Annotated in this window: 16 protein-coding genes and 1 tRNA gene; 13 read left to right on the forward strand and 4 right to left on the reverse strand. The window is 59.9% G+C overall.

The window, feature by feature from the left end; all coding sequences use genetic code 11:
* Together HKN37_04685 and HKN37_04690 are read left to right on the forward strand one after the other, a co-directional pair.
* The coding region (locus HKN37_04685; GenBank protein ID NNE45940.1) for a tyrosine-type recombinase/integrase at positions 1-418 on the forward strand (418 nt) is incomplete at its 5' end.
* A 74-nt stretch (positions 419-492) separates the two neighbouring features.
* Positions 493-1,293, forward strand: a complete 801-nt coding sequence (locus HKN37_04690; protein ID NNE45941.1) for a dienelactone hydrolase family protein — start codon at positions 493-495, stop codon at positions 1,291-1,293.
* Between the two features lie 4 nt (positions 1,294-1,297).
* On the opposite strand, the gene HKN37_04695 is transcribed toward HKN37_04690, so the two are convergent.
* Together HKN37_04695 and HKN37_04700 are read right to left on the reverse strand one after the other, a co-directional pair.
* Positions 1,298-2,134, reverse strand: coding sequence for a response regulator transcription factor (locus tag HKN37_04695; protein NNE45942.1), 837 nt, complete (start codon positions 2,132-2,134; stop codon positions 1,298-1,300).
* Between the two features lie 12 nt (positions 2,135-2,146).
* Positions 2,147-4,693 carry a histidine kinase gene (locus HKN37_04700; protein NNE45943.1) on the reverse strand — a complete coding sequence of 849 codons (2,547 nt, stop codon included), beginning with the start codon at positions 4,691-4,693 and terminating at the stop codon, positions 2,147-2,149.
* Between the two features lie 157 nt (positions 4,694-4,850).
* On the opposite strand from HKN37_04700, the gene HKN37_04705 reads away from it, so the two are divergent.
* Positions 4,851-5,627, forward strand: coding sequence for a TatD family hydrolase (locus HKN37_04705; GenBank protein ID NNE45944.1), 777 nt, complete (start codon positions 4,851-4,853; stop codon positions 5,625-5,627).
* Positions 5,628-5,714: 87 nt separating this feature from the next.
* On the opposite strand, the gene dnaK is transcribed toward HKN37_04705, so the two are convergent.
* Positions 5,715-7,628, reverse strand: a complete 1,914-nt coding sequence (gene dnaK, locus HKN37_04710; GenBank protein NNE45945.1) for a molecular chaperone DnaK — start codon at positions 7,626-7,628, stop codon at positions 5,715-5,717.
* Between the two features lie 283 nt (positions 7,629-7,911).
* On the opposite strand from dnaK, the gene pgsA reads away from it, so the two are divergent.
* From pgsA to recA, 4 genes are all read left to right on the forward strand, one after another.
* Positions 7,912-8,496 carry a CDP-diacylglycerol--glycerol-3-phosphate 3-phosphatidyltransferase gene (pgsA, locus tag HKN37_04715; protein NNE45946.1) on the forward strand — a complete coding sequence of 195 codons (585 nt, stop codon included), beginning with the start codon at positions 7,912-7,914 and terminating at the stop codon, positions 8,494-8,496.
* Positions 8,483-9,136 (forward strand): orotate phosphoribosyltransferase, encoded by a 654-nt coding sequence (locus tag HKN37_04720; protein ID NNE45947.1) that lies wholly within the window; start codon positions 8,483-8,485, stop codon positions 9,134-9,136. Before pgsA ends, HKN37_04720 begins: the two co-directional genes overlap by 14 nt.
* A gap of 4 nt (positions 9,137-9,140) precedes the next feature.
* Positions 9,141-10,412 (forward strand): competence/damage-inducible protein A, encoded by a 1,272-nt coding sequence (locus HKN37_04725; protein NNE45948.1) that lies wholly within the window; start codon positions 9,141-9,143, stop codon positions 10,410-10,412.
* A 197-nt stretch (positions 10,413-10,609) separates the two neighbouring features.
* On the forward strand, positions 10,610-11,671 hold the full coding sequence (gene recA, locus HKN37_04730; GenBank protein ID NNE45949.1) for a recombinase RecA: 1,062 nt from the start codon (positions 10,610-10,612) through the stop codon (positions 11,669-11,671).
* 202 nt (positions 11,672-11,873) lie between these two features.
* Here the strand turns inward: recA and HKN37_04735 are convergent.
* Positions 11,874-11,946, reverse strand: a tRNA-Met gene (locus HKN37_04735).
* A gap of 232 nt (positions 11,947-12,178) precedes the next feature.
* Here HKN37_04735 and HKN37_04740 point away from each other — a divergent pair.
* From HKN37_04740 to HKN37_04765, 6 genes are all read left to right on the forward strand, one after another.
* A complete protein-coding gene (locus HKN37_04740; GenBank protein ID NNE45950.1) occupies positions 12,179-13,411 on the forward strand; it encodes a DUF1015 domain-containing protein in 1,233 nt (410 codons plus the stop codon).
* Positions 13,408-14,607 carry a hydroxyacid dehydrogenase gene (locus tag HKN37_04745; GenBank protein NNE45951.1) on the forward strand — a complete coding sequence of 400 codons (1,200 nt, stop codon included), beginning with the start codon at positions 13,408-13,410 and terminating at the stop codon, positions 14,605-14,607. Before HKN37_04740 ends, HKN37_04745 begins: the two co-directional genes overlap by 4 nt.
* A 75-nt stretch (positions 14,608-14,682) precedes the next feature.
* The gene (serC, locus tag HKN37_04750) at positions 14,683-15,762 is read left to right on the forward strand and encodes a 3-phosphoserine/phosphohydroxythreonine transaminase (GenBank protein NNE45952.1); all 1,080 of its coding nucleotides are present in this window, start codon (positions 14,683-14,685) and stop codon (positions 15,760-15,762) included.
* Between the two features lie 68 nt (positions 15,763-15,830).
* The gene (locus HKN37_04755) at positions 15,831-16,964 is read left to right on the forward strand and encodes a Re/Si-specific NAD(P)(+) transhydrogenase subunit alpha (GenBank protein NNE45953.1); all 1,134 of its coding nucleotides are present in this window, start codon (positions 15,831-15,833) and stop codon (positions 16,962-16,964) included.
* A gap of 40 nt (positions 16,965-17,004) precedes the next feature.
* The gene (locus HKN37_04760) at positions 17,005-17,307 is read left to right on the forward strand and encodes an NAD(P) transhydrogenase subunit alpha (GenBank protein NNE45954.1); all 303 of its coding nucleotides are present in this window, start codon (positions 17,005-17,007) and stop codon (positions 17,305-17,307) included.
* A gap of 25 nt (positions 17,308-17,332) precedes the next feature.
* Positions 17,333-17,699, forward strand: a 367-nt coding sequence (locus HKN37_04765) for an NAD synthetase (protein ID NNE45955.1), incomplete at its 3' end; no start/stop codon positions are given.

Below are 17,699 nucleotides of genomic sequence, written 5' to 3' on the forward strand. Positions count from 1 at the left end.
CAAAACAACACGCACACTGCACCAGTCGGACCTCGCCGAAGGCTTCGGCCGCGCGCCACTGCCCTACGCACTCGCCCGCAAATACCCTGGCATCGCGCAGGAATGGGGCTGGCAATATGTGTTCCCGTCCAGAATCCGAGCTACGGTTCCAGAACGCTCCACCGAAATCAGATTCCACATGTCGACGTCGACCGTCCAGAAGCACCTCGCCCGGGCGGTGCGCTCCTCACGCATCACGAAGCACGCCACCTGTCACACGCTCCGCCACTCCTTTGCCACGCACCTGCTCGAATCAGGCACCGACATCCGACGCATCCAGACCCTGCTCGGCCATCGCAACCTCAAGACGACGATGATCTACACCCATATAGCCAACCGGGGCATCCCGGTCATCAGCCCGCTGGACCTGGACGTCTGATCGCCACCAGCCGGACCCCGGGCGACCATTCGGCGTATGCCGATCCGAAACGGTGACCACCAATACCACTCGCCATGAGAATCACGCTGCTCATTTTCGGACTTTCAATCCTATACCCATCCACGTCCGCAGCCCAGGACCCGGCCCTCCAGCGCCTCGAAGACTCGCCGCGACACCACGAGTGGGGCGCCATCCCACAGGGCGACCGCATCGTCCACGCCTTCGTCGTCTACCCCGAGAGGGAGACGCCGGCACCCGCCGTCATTGTCATCCACGAGAACCGCGGACTCAACGACTGGGTGCGCAGCGTTGCCGACCGGCTCGCCGAGCACGGATACCTCGCCATCGCCCCGGACCTCCTGTCCGGCATGGGACCGGAAGGAGGAAAGACGAGTGACTTCCCCGACTCCGACGCGGCCCGCGAAGCCCTCTATCAGCTTCCGCCCGATCAGGTCACGGCCGATCTGAATGCCGCCGCTGACTACGTCGCATCCCTGCCCGCAGCCGACGGCAGCGTCTCCGTCTCAGGCTTCTGCTGGGGTGGCTCGCAGACGTTTCGCTTCGCCACGAATCGATCCGGCCTCGACGCAGCGTTCGTCTTCTACGGCTCGGGTCCGACGGACCCCGACGCCATCGGCCGCATCAACGCGCCGGTCTTCGGCTTCTACGGAGGTGACGACGCCCGCGTGAACGCGACCATTCCCGACTCGGAAAAACTCATGAAAGCCGCCAGTAAGAAATATGAACCCGTCATCTATGATGGCGCGGGTCACGGATTCATGCGCCGCGGAGAAACCGCGCCTGCAGGCGACCCGAACGCAGTCGCGCACGAACGGGCATGGACGCGCTGGCTCACATTGCTGGAAAAACTCTGAGCACCTACATCGTCAGTCGCTCCTTCAGCTGCTTCGATCGCTCGCGGCTGGCGATGACCTCGTGCCCACCCGTCAGGATCAGCTTGTACCGCCCGCTGAACCACGACATCATCTCGGTGATGTGCCCCAGCTGAACAATGGCCGACCGGTGCACCCGCATGAATGCCGCGGGGTCGAGCCTCGCTTCAAGCTGCTCCAGCGTATAGCTGACGATGTGCTGCCGAATCCGCCGCTTCGGTCCCACGTCCTGCTCCTCGAGTACGTGCAGCCGCGTGATACCCTCCGCGATTTCTATCGAGAGCAGCCTTTCCACAGGTACGATGAGTATCCGATCCCGATAGGGGATCGACATCTGCTTCAAATACTCCTTCGCAGCCGGCCCTGAAGCCGACAGTTTCGCCTCCGCCTGTTCGTCGAGCCAGTCGAGCAGTTGCGCCATCCGTTCGTCACTCTGCGCGGTGCCGCTTCCGCCCTTCGACAGCGACTCAACGCGCACCACTGCCTCCTCCAGTCGCTCGCGCGAAATCGGTTTGAGCAAATAGTCGACCGCGTTCGCCTCGAACGCCTTGATCGCATACTCGTCGAAAGCCGTCGTGAAAACCACGAAGGGCCGGTTCTCTGGCGACAGCCTTTCCAGAACTCCAAAGCCATCCAGCTCCGGCATGTTGATGTCGAGAAACAGCAGCTCCGCGCCTTGCTTCTCGAACGCGGCGAGCGCTTCAAACCCGTCCGCAGCCTCGCCGATCACCTTAACGCGTCCACCGTCGACCAACGGTTTGAGCAACTTTCGGAGGCGGCTCCGCGCGGGAGCCTCGTCATCCACGATGTAGGCCTGCAACATGATTCTTGATGTTTATTGACGCGTATGTGACTCGAATCTTCCGTCAGACGAGTCTGTATGTCGATCCGGCGATGTCCCGTTCGGCACAAGCACCGTTACGGTGGTACCCTCGCCCGGCGCACTCGTAATCGACATCAGATCCGAACGATCGTACAGATAGCCCAGCCGGGCCGTGATATTATTGAGTCCGATGCCGAAGAAGGAATACGCCTCCGATGTTGAGTCGTGGTCGGCATCAAACAGGATCGGAATCCCGACCCCGGTGTCGCGTACCTCGATCCGAAGGCCTTCCGGATTTGTGCGGCACTCAATGCTCACCTGACCTCCGTCGCGCGTTCGCTCAAGCCCATGCTTCACGGCGTTCTCCACGAGCGTCTGTACCACGAAGGCGGGAATCTGGATATCGAGAATACCTTCGTCGGTCTGGATATCCACGTGCAACTTGTCACCGAAGCGCGCCTTCTCGATCTCAAGGTAGTGGCGGACGAGAGACAGCTCCTCCCGGAGCGGAACGAACGGCCGATCCTCCGTCTGTAGAATATATCGGAAGATGGAGGCCAGATTCTCTACCGTCTTCTCGGCCAGATCCGGTCGCTCGTCAATCGATGCGACAATCGTGTTGAGCGCATTGAACAGGAAGTGGGGATTGATCTGAGCGCGCAGTGCCCTGAGCTGCGCATCCGACGTCTCCCGGATCAACTGTTGCTGCCGCTCGACGAGTGTCAGCCGCTCGATCGCGATCGCAAGGTGCCCGGCGAACGAACGAAGTCGGTCGATGTCTTCCAGATTATAGACGGCCCTACGCTCGGCCTTTCGTCCAAGGGCGAGAAGACCCATCGGCCGGTCCTTGCCGCGAATCGGGACGATCACGACAGCGCCCAGGTCGGTCAGGAATTCCGAATTCTCCCGGGACAGGCTCCGCATTCCGAGCTCGGCGTTCGCAGCCCACGGAACCGGGTGCTCGCGAATCTCGCCCCAGAGACGATCTGCAATTCGCTCGGTGAGGTACGGGGGTTCGGGATGATAGGATGCCGTCAGCCAGCGATCATCGACGTCACCGGGCCGAACGAAGATCACAGCGGACCGTGCGTTCAGGGCTTGGCCGACGACATCAATCGATTGCGCCAGAAGACTGTCCACGTCGATGTACTCGCCCGTGGATTCCTGGAATCGATCAAGGAGTCGCGCGGCCCGCTCGCGATCGGTGGCAAAGAACTGGGTGAAATAGCTGCGCGTCTGTCGTGCGACGCGCTCGAACACGAGCAGCATCACGACCACGACAACCCCGGCGACAATGTTGCGGGGCCATCCTCTCTCGGTGACCATCGGATCCAAAAGTCCCATTCCGCCCACGAACGCGAAGAAGATCAGACCCAGTACCGTCAGGTACGTCAGCGACCGCGCGAATACGCGGTCGATCCGCCCATAGCGCAAGGTCGTGAGAGATACGAGAATGACAGGAACGGTCGACAGTAGCTGCGCTCCAATCACGAACCAGCCGGCTGTTGCTTCGGTGACCGCATCGAGGACCGGCACAACGCCCAGGACGGACATGGCCGCCAGAGCCGCGAGCACAAGCATGATCCCGTTACCCACGCGGCTGCGACTACCGGTAGGCGCCTCATTACGCGACTCGGACGTGTAGCAGAGCAATGCAAGACACGCCGCGAGGGCGAGGTAGCAGCAGGCGTAGAAGAGGATGGGGGAGACGAGTCGATCAAGCGTCAGGGGACCGACGTGACCGAGTGCACCGGTGACGATGGCGAGCGCGGCGAGAATAATGGCAGGAGCCATGAGAAGTGGCCGAATGGCTCCCATCGCTGCTGAATTCGCTATGTCGGTACCCGAGGCGACCGTCCGCACCAGCAAGAACGGAAAACCGATCCATCCCACAAGCCCGATCAGAGTCATAGCCTGGAAGACGGTCGCGTATGTCGTACCCGGCAGCGGCGGGCCCAGGAGTGTCAGTGCGAAAAGGCGAACCGTGTTGCCGATGATCCACAGGGCCGAGACGAAAATCAGGACCAGCGACGACCGCGCGTACCTGCTGCGAATAGCCAGAGGAATGACAACAATCAGCCCGAGCACGTGAATGAATGCCGCCAGCATGAATCCCCAGAGCGAGAAATTCCAGAGCGCCGGGGAGATGGGATACAGGAACGTCGGATATGCCGTGAGCCGGACCCGGGCCCGGACCGCCTCACGATCACGAAAGACGTTGTATACGACACTCTCACCCGGCCCAACTCCTTCTACAGCAGTCTTTAACACCTCCGTGCTAAAGTATTGCTGCATATTCAGCATGTAGAAGATATCGCCCGTCCGAAGTCCGGCCTCCGCGGCGGGTCCGCGCGGAAACACGTACGCCGCCGTGATCAGTTCGTCCTCGTCGGCCCAGACGATCCAGTCGAAGCTGGGCGAGTCGACCGTCCCCACCGCACTGTCGGCAGTGACCAGAGACAGCTGCGCCCAGTCGAATGCGACCATCCCGAGCGGGACCAGCGCCACCGCCGGAAGCAGGAGCGCGAGCGCGATCGCTATATTTCGTCTGCTCGTCAAACTGTGTTACGAGTGGTGCATACGTCCGGATACCGATGATTCAGGCTGTAGCTACAGCTTACGTATTACGAAATCAACAGTTGACCACCCGCCGGAATCAGGGGGGGCTCGTACAGTGCCCTGGCCGCCGCGAGTCGTTTTCTCCCGATACTATACCATGCTGATCGATACGCACGTCCATATCTACCACGAGAAGTTCGACGACGACCGTGACGCTGCCATCATGAGGGCGTACGAGGCAGGCGTCAAAAAGCTGCTTTTGCCGGCCATCGATATTCAATCCATTCACGACGCACTCGATCTGGGCGAGCGCTACGACGGCGTATATGCCATGGCCGCCATCCACCCGTCGGAGACGAAGGACGCGTCGGACCATGATTTCGCGGAGGTTGTCGAGCTGTGCAACGATCCCCGCGTTGTGGCAGTGGGAGAGAGCGGACTCGATTACTACTGGGACCGGTCGTTCGACGAGCGTCAGCAGGAGTTCTTGCGCCTGCATGCGAGACTCGCCATCGACAGAGACCTCCCGCTGATCTTGCACAATCGCGAGGCGGGGGAGGACCTTGTTCGGATTCTGCAGGAGGAGAAGCGCGCCAGCCCGACACCGGAACGCCTCCGCGGCGTGTTTCATTGCTTCGGTGGCCCGGCGGAGCTCGCCGGGCCAATCCTGGATCTCGGCTTTCACTTCGGGATCGGCGGCACGCTGACATTCAAGAACAGCGGCGTCGCCGACGTCGTACGTGAGCTCCCGATCGACAGGATCGTGCTAGAGACGGACGCTCCGTTTCTCGCACCGGCGCCGTACCGCGGCAAACGCAACGAGCCGGCCTACGTGAGACTCGTCGCCGAGAAGTTGGCGGAGGTGATGGAGCTATCGGTCGACGAGGTGGCGCGGATCACAAGCGCGAACGCCTCGGCCCTGTTCGGCATCTGACGGATGAGCCGTAAAAAAGAAGGGGTCCCACACGAATGCAGAACCCCTTCCAATCTATATAGAAACTACCCGCCTGGGTAGGTGAACCTACGACTTCTCCTCTTCGTCTTCGACGACCTCGTAGTCCGCGTCTCGGACTTCGGCCTCGGGCTCTTCGCCTGCGGCCCCGTCCCCGCCGGCCTCTTCGCCGGTCGTCTGCTGCTGAGCCTCGTACAGATCCTGACTGGCCTCATTCCAGGCCTCATTCAACTGCTGCATCGACGATTCGATTTCGGCAAGATTCCGGGCCTTATGGGCCTCCTTGAGTCGTTCGAGCGCACTCTCGATCTTCGCCTTCTTCTCGGCCGGGAGTTTGTCGCCATACTCGGCAAGGTTCTTTTCCGAGGTGAAGATGAGCGAGTCGGCCGTGTTGACCTTGTCGACCTCGTCGCGCTTCTTCTTGTCCTCGTCGGCATGGGCCTTGGCGTCCGTCCTCATCTTCTCGATCTCCGAATCGGTCAGACCGCTCGAGGCCTCGATCCGGATCGACTGCTCCTTGCCGGTCGTCTTGTCTTTCGCCGCCACGTGCAGGATACCGTCGGCGTCGATGTCAAACGTGACTTCGACCTGCGGCATACCGCGCGGTGCAGGCGGGATTCCGTCAAGATGGAACTTGCCAATCGTCCGGTTGTCGTTCGCCATTGAACGGTCACCCTGCAACACGTGGATTTCCACGGAAGGCTGGTTGTCGGACGCCGTCGAGAAAATCTCGTTCTTGCGCGTCGGAATCGTCGTGTTCGCCTGGATCATATTCGTCATCACGCCGCCAAGCGTTTCGATTCCGAGGTTCAGCGGCGTTACATCAAGCAACAGCACGTCAGAAACATCTCCCGACAATACTCCACCCTGAATTGCGGCGCCGACGGCCACGACTTCGTCCGGATTGACCGACCGGTTAGGCTTCTTGCCAAAGAACTCTTCGACCGTCTGCTGTACAAGCGGGATCCGTGTTGACCCACCGACGAGAATGACCTCGTGTATGTCGGTCTTGGACAGCCCGGCTTCCTTCAGCGCCTTCTGCATGGGCGGAATCGTCCGCTCGACCAGGTCGTGCACCAGCTGTTCGAATTTGGCGCGCGTCATGTCCATGGTCAGATGCTTCGGACCGTCCTGCGTCGCCGTGATGAACGGAAGATTGATCGTCGTCTGTGTCGAACTGGAAAGTTCGATCTTGGCCTTCTCCGCGGCTTCCTTCAATCGCTGCAGCGCCATCGCATCACCACGGAGATCGATGCCTTCGTCCTTCTTGAATTCGTCCGCAATGAAGTTGATGAGTCGCTGATCAAAGTCGTCACCACCCAGGTGCGTGTCTCCGTTCGTCGACTTCACCTCGAACACACCCTCGCCCAGATCGAGAACCGAAATGTCGTACGTGCCGCCGCCGAGGTCGAACACCGCGATCGTTGCCTCATGATCCTTCTTGTCCAGTCCGTACGCGAGGGATGCAGCGGTTGGCTCGTTGATGATTCTCCGAACCTTGAGGCCTGCGATCTCTCCAGCCTCCTTGGTCGCGGTGCGCTGGGCGTCGTTAAAATAGGCGGGCACCGTGATGACAGCTTCGTGCACCTTCTCGCCTAGATAGTCTTCGGCCGTTTGCTTCAACTTCTGCAGGATCATGGCCGAGATCTCCTGCGGCGTGTACACCCGGTCGCCGATGTTTACGCGAGCCGTGTTGTTGTCTCCGCTCTTCACCTCGTACGGGACGGTCTTCATCTCTTCCGTCACCTCGTCGTACCGACGCCCCATAAAGCGTTTGATGGAGAAGACGGTGTTCTGCGGATTCGTAATAGCCTGCCGCTTGGCGGGGGCACCCACGAGTCGCTCGCCGTCCTTCTTGAACGCCACAACAGACGGTGTCGTGCGTGCGCCCTCTGCATTCGTAATGACGACGGGCTCGCCGCCTTCCATGACGGCTACGACCGAGTTCGTCGTTCCAAGGTCGATACCGATAATCTTGCTCATAATGCTGACAGACTGAAGTATGATGGATGGAGTCCCGGCTGACACAGACAGTCGTGCCTCCAGTGGGGCAGCCTGCAGCTCAGCACGTTCATCGGCCGTGAGATCAACAACGGTGCCATTCTCGGATAGCAGACAACATGGCATACAATGTCGTCAGATCAGTCTCCGTCAGACGATTTGGCGGGTTTACGGACCGCAAAGGCAGGTCAAATCTGCATACATTGTCGAAGATCGGGTTATCCGGTTACCCGTATATTTAGGCTCCGCCACGGCTGTCTCGAAGATGAAGTATCTCCCGAATACGATTACCATCCTCCGCATCCTTGTGACGCCGGCCGTGCTGGTGTTTCTGCTTCGTCCGTCCACTTCCGCACTGTTCTGGGCCTGGGCTCTCTTCATCATTGCCGCCATCTCCGACTACGTGGACGGAAGCCTGGCGCGCAGGCTCGAGGTGCCGTCACGACTCGGTCAGTTTCTGGATCCCCTGGCCGACAAGGTGCTCGTGATCGGGACGTTTATCGTGCTTGCCTACAAGTATCCCGCGATCGTTCCCGTGTGGGTTGTCGTGGTGATCGCAATCCGCGCCATGTTCGTTACGGCTTTGCGATCCTGGGTGGAATCCAGAGGTCAATCGCTGCGGACGCTGGGGATCGCCAAACTAAAAACGGTGGCTCAACTCACGTTCCTTATCGGCACGCTGACGATCCTGCTTGCAGCCCGTTTGCCCGGCTTTCCCGGCGATATCGGTGCATGGATCCTCGGAACCACCATCCTCTACGTTCTTGCCGCCGCGGTCGCCGTCATCACGGCCGCCACCGGGCTGATTTATCTCTTCACGTTACCCGCCATGCCGCATGAGTCAGCGTGAGGAGGTAAGTCAGCGAGTCGCGCGCGAACTGCTGCGGATCGGGGCCGTCGTGTTTTCTCCGGGCCAGCCTTTTACCTGGGCCTCCGGAATCAAGTCGCCAATTTATGTCGACAATCGACTCACGATGAGTCATCCTGGTGTAAGGCGCGTGATCGCAGATGGCTTTGCTGCGATCATCGAGGAGGAGCGGCTCGAGGTCGACGCGATCGTCGGCACCGCCACCGCCGGCATTCCGCATGCCGCATGGCTCGCCGATGTCCTCGATCTGCCCATGGCCTACGTTCGCGGTTCGGCGAAGCAGCACGGTCGCCGCAACAAGGTGGAAGGCAGGCTGGATCCGGGCGCGCGCGTCGTCGTGATCGAGGATCTTGTGTCGACCGGTGGCTCGAGTCTCGAGGCCGTGCACGCGCTGCGCGACATGCGGGCTGAGGTGGTCGCCGTGATGGCGATCTTCACCTACGGCCTGCGCGCTGCATCCATCGCATTCAAGGAGGCCGGAATCCCGCTCCATACGCTGTCGGATTTCCGAGCGGTGGTTGCGGCGGCACGTGAGGATGGATCGCTGACGGACGACGACGTCGAGATGCTTCAGGTGTGGCATCGGCAGTTGTCAGCCGGCTCGTCCACGGACGGAGACTGATCCGATGTCCGTCACACTCGTATCGGTGGGGGATGAGTTGCTCGTCGGCCAGGTGGTCAACACCAACGCTGCGTGGCTGGGCGAGTATCTGACAGGAATCGGGATGATGCCGGTCCGGTCCGTTGTCGTTGGCGACTCGATCGAACTGATCGACACGGAATTATGCGACGCGTTCTCCCTCAGCGATCTGGTGGTGGTCACCGGTGGCCTCGGGCCGACGCACGACGACGTGACGCGACATGCGGTGGCGCGCTTCCTGGGAGTCGGTCTGCACCTGGAGGAGAAATGGTTTGGCCTGATCGAGCGTCGATTCTCTCAGCGGGGTATGACGGTCCCGGAGAGGAATCGGATCCAGGCCATGATACCGGACGGCATGGAGGTACTCGCAAACCGTGTCGGTACGGCGCCCGGGTTCTGGAAAAGCTGGGTGGCCGAGTCGGGTCCGAAGGCGATCGCGGTTTTGCCGGGCGTGCCGGGCGAGATGAAGTCGATGATGGAGGAGCAGGTTCGGCCGCGCCTGGAGCCGCTCACGAAGAGTCCGGTACGGCAGATCACGCTTCAGACGACAGGCATCGGGGAGTCGCACTTACAGGAGCTGCTGGCTGCTGAGGTAGAGGGGCTTTCCGATATACTCTCGCTGGCCTACTTGCCTTCGCTTTTCGGTGTGCGGCTTCGGATCACCGAGCGGCTGGAGCACGGCGGCACCGGTGAGGCGGCCGAGCGCCTTGCGAACCGATTGACGGACCTCGCCGGTGTCCACGTGTATGGTCGCGGTGAGGATCGTCTCGAGGCGGTGGTCGGGAAGATGCTTGAACGATCGGGCCAGACCGTAGCCGTGGCCGAGAGCTGCACGGGTGGTGCGATCTGCAACCTGCTGACGAATGTGGCTGGCGCCTCCGTGTACGTCGCGGGGGGTGTGGTCGCCTACAGTAACAGGTTGAAGCGCGACGTCTTGAAGGTTGAGGATTCGGTGATAGTCGAGCACGGTGCAGTTAGCGAGGCCGTGGCCACCGGCATGGCTCGCGGAGTGCGCCTGCTTTCGGGAGCCGATGTCGGACTGTCCACTACAGGCATTCTGGGTCCGGCCGGGGGCACACCCTCAAAGCCGGTTGGCACGGTATGGATCGCGTATGTCGACCGGCACGGCGAGGAAGCGCGGCAGCTGAGTCTCGGCCAGGACCGTCTGAAGAACAAGCAGCGAGCGGTCGCGGCTACTCTGGACCTGTTGCGCCGCCGCTTGATGGAGGCGGATTCCGGCGGCCGCGAGGCGGTCTGAATGGCGAAATCGCATTATATGTGCGGGAATTATGGACAGTTTGCGAATTGGAGTTATATTATGTGTAAGATATGTGTCACTATAATATGACACAGGGCTGTCAGCCGGTCGGAATATGTTTGGCGGGTCGACGGCTTGATGGCCTTGATGGCGTAGCCACCTGAGAAAAGAACACAAAAAAACGGAGTACGAAGCGGATGTCCTCACCAGATCCTGCAAAGACCAAGGCGCTTGATCTCGCAATCAAACAGATCGAGAAGAACTTTGGCAAAGGTGCAATCATGAGACTTGGCGATTCACCTGCCGTCACGATCGACAAGATTCCGACGGGGTCTTTGGCCCTCGACGCCGCTCTTGGCGTCGGCGGTGTTCCGAGGGGACGCGTCACGGAGATCTTTGGACCGGAATCCTCGGGAAAGACAACGCTGGCGACGCACATTATTGCAGAGGCGCAGCGTCTCGGCGGGATGTGTGCGTTCCTTGACGCGGAGCATGCGTTCGACGCGAGCTACGCGGCGAAGCTGGGCGTCGATACCGATTCGCTGCTCGTGTCACAGCCCGACACAGGTGAGCAGGCGTTGAACATATGCGACACGCTGGTCAGAAGCGGTGCACTGGATGCCATCGTAATTGACTCCGTGGCTGCGCTCGTTCCCCAGGCCGAGATTGAAGGTGATATGGGCGACAGCCACATGGGCCTTCAGGCTCGTCTGATGAGTCAGGCGCTTCGGAAGCTGACCGGGTCTATCAACCGCACAAAGACCTGTCTAATCTTCATCAACCAGATTCGAGAGAAGATTGGCGTCGTGTTCGGGAATCCAGAAACGACGACCGGTGGACGGGCGCTCAAGTTCTATTCCTCGGTTCGACTCGACATCCGTCGTATCGGCGCCATCAAGGATGGTGTTGAAATCGTGGGAAATCGGACGCGCGTGAAAGTCGTCAAGAACAAGGTGGCTCCGCCGTTCAAGAATGCGGAGTTCGACATCATATACGGTGAAGGGATTTCGTCAATCGGCGAGCTGGTCGACCTGGCGGTCGATCACGAAATCATGCAGAAGAGCGGTTCGTGGTACGCGTACGGTGAAGTCAAGGTGGGACAGGGGCGCGAGGCCGCGAAGCAGTGGCTCCGGGACAATGCATCAGATCACGACGCGATCAAGCTGATGGTCAAGGAGAAGCTTGGCATGCTCACGATCGACGAACCCGTGCTTCTGGGCAAGACGACGAACGGAGAGCTGGCGGAAGTGAGCGGATAACTCGGATTGCCATCCGCTGCGCTCGTCGGACGAGTCCGGGCAAGCGGGTCGTTGACCCGGGGCAACGGTGCTGGTCTGCGCATGGCCGACCGCCGCATGTTCAGGCTTGTCGGCGACGGCGGATGGGTGCGGCCGAAGCGAGAGGCCTCCGGTCTGCCACAAAAGAGAAAGCCGCGTACCCTGGGGGTGACACGGCTTCTTGTGGCGGGGGCGGGATTCGAACCCGCGACCTCCGGGTTATGAGCCCGGTGAGCTACCAGCTGCTCCACCCCGCGATAGAACGCCGAATATACGGCATCTCACAGCGATTTCAAACCGACGCGATCGGCACTGCGGGCAGATGGTGCGTGTCCCGGGCAGCGACTGGTCCACCACGTCCTTGAAAACTGCGAGCCTTATTGACACAATTTTCGAGTCGATTTGGGCCTGCGGTTCTTACTATGCGCTCGGTTTACAAGCGGCTCCGCCGTTCCCACTGTTCGGCACGCTGTCATTAGCGTTCGAGTTATGGCCACGCTCCACGCATTTCGCGCTCTACGACCCAAGCCCACTCACGCCGAACGCATCGCGTCCGTCCCGTACGACGTGGTGAGTACCGACGAAGCCAGGCGACTGGCCGCTGGCAACGACCACAGTTTCCTACATGTGATTCGCCCGGAGATTGATCTGCCTCCCGGTACCGACGAGCACGCCGACGCGGTCTATCAGATGGGCCGCGACAATATGTTGCGCTTCGCCAAAAGCGACTATACGCTCGTAGAAGACGCCCCGTCAGTCTATATATATCGGCTGACCATGGATGGCCGAGCGCAAACGGGCATTTTTGGTTGCGTTTCTGTGAAGGATTACGACGCAAACGTAATTCTGAAACATGAGTTGACCCGCCCGGCGAAGGAGGACGATCGTACCCGGCACATCCTCGAGCAGGAGGCACACGCCGAGCCTGTCATGCTGACGTACCGCGACGAGTCCCGCGTCGATGAGATCGTCACTGCGGCGACTGAGCAAGCGCCCCTGTATGACTTCACTTCGGAAGACGGTGTAGGGCACACTGTGTGGAGGATCCCGAGTCCCGGAGACCTGGTCGAGCTGTTTAGCTCAATTCCAAAACTCTATGTAGCCGATGGTCACCACCGTTGCAAGGCCGCAAGTCGCGCCGCCGCGGACGTCGCCGAAGGTGGCGGCATCGACTCTGCTCCAGAAGTCGGGTTCTTCCCGGCCGTTCTGTTCCCGATGAGCAATATGCTCATCATGCCTTACAACCGCATAATAAGGGAGCTACCGTCGGACAGTGAGAGGTTCCTGAATGTCCTGTCCGAGCGGTACGGACTCGTTCCGTCCAATGCGGCGACCCCGGGCGGAAAGGGCAATGTGTGCCTGTACGTGAACGGATCCTGGTATCAGATGGAGCTGCCGGTTAGCAGCGCATCCGGCGCGGCCAGCAATCTTGACGTTGCGCGACTGGGCGAATTCGTTCTGGAACCTGTGCTTGGAATCACGGACCCGCGTCGAGACGCACGGATTGACTTCGTTGGAGGCATCCGGGGAACGTCGGAACTGGAGAGACTGGTCAACTCAGGCAAGGCCGCTGCCGCTATCTCCATGTACGCAACGGGCATCGACGAGCTGGTATCAGTATCCGATGCCGGCGAACTTATGCCACCAAAATCGACCTGGTTTGAGCCAAAGCTGAGAAGCGGATTACTGGTTCATCCGTTTGGCCAGAGGATGCTGACATGACCATTCTGATAGCAGACAAGCTCGAACGGAGCGTTGTTGATGCGCTTCAGACCCGCGGCTTCAACGTAGTCGTCGCGCCGACAGCGACGGGTGACGAACTGGTCCAGACGATCGCTGATGTGAAGCCGCAGATTTTGGTCGTCCGTTCCACGAAAGTACCTGCTGCTGCCATGGCGGCAGGGAATATCGAGTTGATTGTTCGCGCCGGTGCGGGCTACGACAACATCGATGTCGCCGAGGCATCCGCACGCGGAACCTTCGTGTCCAATTGTCCCGGCAAGAACGCCGTCGCTGTGGCTGAATTGACGATGGGTCTTATCGTCGCCCTCGACCGCAAGATTGCCGACAACGTGATGGACGCGCGGGAAGGCCGATGGAACAAGGCAGGGTATTCAAAGGCAGAGGGCCTCAAGGGCAAGACCATCGGTATCATCGGCCTCGGGAGTATCGGGAGAGAAGTAGCGCGCAGAGCGCAGGCCTTCGGGATGCGTGTCGTCGCCTGGAGTCGCTCGCTCACGCCGGACGATGCAGCGACACTCGGTTTCGATTTTGCGGAGACGCCGGTAGCGGTCGCTGAGCAATCGGATATCGTCACGCTCCATGTGGCAGCCACACCTGAGACAGCCAATCTCGCGGACCGAACACTCTTTACTGCGATGAAAGACGGGGCCTTCTTTATCAATACGACTAGGAGCTCCGTCGTTGACGAGGACGCGCTCATGTGGGCCATGCGCAACAAAGGCATTCGCGTGGGGCTTGATGTGTTCTCGAACGAACCGTCGTTCAAGGAAGGAGACTTCAGCCACCCGCTTGCCGCGCATGCGGAAGTGTATCTCACACATCACATCGGAGCGAGTACGACACAGGCGCAGGTCGCGATTGCCGAGGAGGCTGAACGCGTGATTCGGCAGTACGCCGAGAAGGGAGTGGTCTCGAATTGCGTTAACATCGCGCTACGGACGCCGGCGACTCATATGATCACGGTTCGCCACATCGACAAGGTCGGTGTGCTTGCCGCGGTTCTCGACGAATGCAAAGCAGCGGAGTGGAATGTGCAGGAGATGGAGAATCGCGTTTTCCAGGGAGCCCGAGCGGCCGTTGCGAAGATTCGGTTTCACGGTGTCGTCGAACAATCTGTAGTCGATCGAATCGCGGCCAATGAGGACGTACTTGCAGTAACACTGGTGGACCTGTGATCCTCACGCTATCTAAAGGAATACGCTACATAGCACGTCGACTTTTCTGAGTCGACACAACTACTGGTAACCGTCATGGCAGGTAAACGCGTACACAACTTCTCGGCCGGTCCGGGTGTTCTTCCCGAGTCAGTTCTTGACGAAGCGCGCCAGGAATTGCCCGTCTACAGGTCGGTGGGTGCATCCGTCCTCGAAATCAGTCATCGTTCTCCGGCGTACACTGAGATCGCGGAGTCCACTCGTTCGTTATTCAGAAAACTGCTCGGTCTTGGCGACGACTGGCACATCCTGTTCTTGCAGGGTGGCGCTTCCCAGCAATTCTATCAGGTACCGCTGAACTATTTGGCGGCGGATGGCTCAGCCGACTACCTCGTCACCGGAGCGTGGGCGAAGAAGGCACAGAAGGAAGCGACCCGCGTGGGGCAGGCACGGATAGCCGCATCGAGTGAAAGCGATAACTTTAATCATATTCCCGCCCCGAACACGTGGGATCTCAATTCCTCGGCCGCCTATCTCCATTTCACTTCCAACAACACCATCTTCGGGACACAGTTCAAATCCGAACCCGATGTAGAAGTCCCGTTGGTGTGTGACGCGTCAAGTGATTTCCTGAGTCGGCCTCTGGATGTCGATCGTTATGGGCTCATCTATGCGGGTGCGCAGAAGAACATCGGACCGGCGGGCGTGACGGTTGTCCTCTTGCGAGACGGATTTCATGCCCGTAAGAATGCGGCACTCCCGACCATTCTCGACTATGGGACCCACGTAGACAAGCTGTTTCACACGCCGCCGGTATTCGCCGTCTATATGGTGGAGAAGGTTCTGCGCTGGCTGGACGCGCTGGGCGGCGTCAAGGCTATTGCAGAGGTCAACAGTCGGAAGGCGGGGCGGCTCTACGAGCGAATCGATCGATCGGAATTTTACAAGGGTACGGCTACGGCCGACTCGCGCTCCAAAATGAACGTCACGTTCAGACTGAAGGACAACGATCTGGAGCCGGTATTCATCCAGGAAGCCGCTGCCAATGATATGGTGTCCCTCAAGGGTCACAGATCCGTCGGCGGAATTCGGGCATCCATTTACAACGCCTGCCCCGAGAAGGCCGTCGACGACCTGGTGGCGTTCATGGACGAGTTTGAACGGAAGCGGGGATAGTGCGCGAGACAGTTAATCATCTCGTAGCCGGCCAGCGGCCGGATACAGCATCAAAAATCTAGTTCGCTATGGCAATAAGTGTAGGAGTTCCAAAAGAATCGGTCGCCGGAGAACGGCGAGTTGCGGCAGTGCCGGAACTGGTTCAGCGATTCCAGAAGGCTGGAATGGACATCCTCCTGGAGAAAGGAGCGGGAGACGCAGCCTGTTATACAGACTCCGACTTTGAAGAAAAAGGAGCCCGTATTGTGAGTCGCGCCGAGGCGCTCGGAGCAGACATTGTACTCAAAGTGCAACCGCCCTCCGCCGAGGAGATCAAAGGACTCAAGAAAGGGGCTGTTCTCATCGGCTTTCTGTCACCGCTGGATCAGCCGCAGGTGGCGAGGGACCTGGCGGCTGCCGGGGCGAGCGCATTTGCGATGGAGCTCGTTCCGCGAATTTCCCGGGCACAGACGATGGATGCGCTCTCGGCCATGGGATCCATAGGCGGCTACCGTGCCGTGCTCCTGGCCGCCGAGCGACTCCCCAAGTTCTTCCCGCTTCTTACTACGGCAGCGGGCACGGTGAAGCCGGCAAATGTCCTCGTGTTGGGAGCTGGAGTTGCCGGTCTGCAGGCCATTGCGACAGCTCGTCGACTGGGAGCCCGCGTGTCCGCCTACGACATTCGTGCTGAAGTAAAAGAGCAGATTGAAAGTCTCGGCGGCCGGTTCGTAGAACTTGAGATCGAGACGCAAGACTCCGAAGATACCGGCGGCTACGCCAAGGCCCTGGCAGAAGAAAAGGCGAAGCGGCAGACGGAACTTCTGGAGCCGCACATCGCGAAGGCCGATGTGGTCGTGACGACCGCGCTGATCCCGGGGCGACCCGCACCTGTTCTGATCACGGAGAATGCCGTCAAGGGCATGCATGCCGGGTCAGTCATCGTCGACCTCGCGGCAGCGAACGGCGGGAACTGCGCGTTGACGAAGGCGGGTGAAACCGTCGATGCAAATGGCGTCACGATTCTCGGCCCGACCAACCTGCCGGCCGAGATGGCGATTCATGCCAGTGAGATGTACGGGCGAACGCTGCTGGCGCTCGCCGGTGAAATGGTAAAGGAGGGAGAGCTTTCTCTCGATTTTGATGATGAGATCATCGGCGGCTCGTGCGTGTGTCACGGCGGCGATGTGGTAAATGAAAGAGTCAAGTCGCTCCTCGCCGGGTAACGAACAGAGAGCGATTGCACCTACAAACGAAAACCAGGCTATGCTTGAAAACCTAATTGTCTTCGTACTTGCGAGCTTCATCGGCTTTGAAGTGATCAGCAAGGTTCCGCAGACGCTTCATACCCCCCTGATGTCGGGCGCCAACGCCATAAGCGGCATCACGATTGTCGGCGCGCTCGTTGTGGCCGGCATGGTCGGCGGTGTTGCGGCCAAGTGGATCGGCGTGGCGGCCCTCATCGTCGCTACGATTAACGTGGTAGGTGGCTTCATGGTCACCGACCGAATGTTGCAGATGTTTAAGAAGAAGCCGCAGGAAAAGGCAGCGCCTAAAGCAGGTAGCTGAACTCCGTAGGTGAAAACACGAAGCTATGAAAACGCAGATTATTGACCTGATTTACCTGCTGGCGGCGGTTCTCTTCATCCTGGGCTTGAAGAGGCTCACCTCGCCGGCGACCGCCAGAGCCGGCAACCAGCTTGCGGCGGTCGGCATGTTCATTGCCGCTGTCGCTACCCTGTTTATCCAGCAAATCCTTACGCCGGTCGAGATGATCGTCGGTCTGGTCGTGGGCGGCGGCATAGGTGCAATCCTGGCTCGCAAGGTGGCCATGACCGGAATGCCGGAACTGGTGGCCGCGTTCAACGGGTTTGGAGGTCTCGCGTCGGCTCTGGTCGCCGGTGCGGAAGTAGCCCGATACCTCGGTGAGGCGCCCGTCGGCATCGTGGATGCCCTGGGAG

The sequence above is a fragment of the Rhodothermales bacterium genome, from assembly GCA_013002345.1.
GTDB lineage: Bacteria > Bacteroidota > Rhodothermia > Rhodothermales > JABDKH01 > JABDKH01.

Bases quoted from the DNA above. Each gene is read 5' to 3' on its own strand.
- HKN37_04690 (NNE45941.1), top strand. From the start codon at position 493: ATGAGAATCACGCTGCTCATTTTCGGACTTTCAATCCTATACCCATCC.
- HKN37_04695 (NNE45942.1), bottom strand. From the start codon at position 2,134: ATGTTGCAGGCCTACATCGTGGATGACGAGGCTCCCGCGCGGAGCCGC.
- HKN37_04705 (NNE45944.1), top strand. From the start codon at position 4,851: ATGCTGATCGATACGCACGTCCATATCTACCACGAGAAGTTCGACGAC.
- dnaK (NNE45945.1), bottom strand. From the start codon at position 7,628: ATGAGCAAGATTATCGGTATCGACCTTGGAACGACGAACTCGGTCGTA.
- pgsA (NNE45946.1), top strand. From the start codon at position 7,912: ATGAAGTATCTCCCGAATACGATTACCATCCTCCGCATCCTTGTGACG.
- HKN37_04720 (NNE45947.1), top strand. From the start codon at position 8,483: ATGAGTCAGCGTGAGGAGGTAAGTCAGCGAGTCGCGCGCGAACTGCTG.
- HKN37_04725 (NNE45948.1), top strand. From the start codon at position 9,141: ATGTCCGTCACACTCGTATCGGTGGGGGATGAGTTGCTCGTCGGCCAG.
- recA (NNE45949.1), top strand. From the start codon at position 10,610: ATGTCCTCACCAGATCCTGCAAAGACCAAGGCGCTTGATCTCGCAATC.
- HKN37_04740 (NNE45950.1), top strand. From the start codon at position 12,179: ATGGCCACGCTCCACGCATTTCGCGCTCTACGACCCAAGCCCACTCAC.
- HKN37_04745 (NNE45951.1), top strand. From the start codon at position 13,408: ATGACCATTCTGATAGCAGACAAGCTCGAACGGAGCGTTGTTGATGCG.
- serC (NNE45952.1), top strand. From the start codon at position 14,683: ATGGCAGGTAAACGCGTACACAACTTCTCGGCCGGTCCGGGTGTTCTT.
- HKN37_04755 (NNE45953.1), top strand. From the start codon at position 15,831: ATGGCAATAAGTGTAGGAGTTCCAAAAGAATCGGTCGCCGGAGAACGG.
- HKN37_04760 (NNE45954.1), top strand. From the start codon at position 17,005: ATGCTTGAAAACCTAATTGTCTTCGTACTTGCGAGCTTCATCGGCTTT.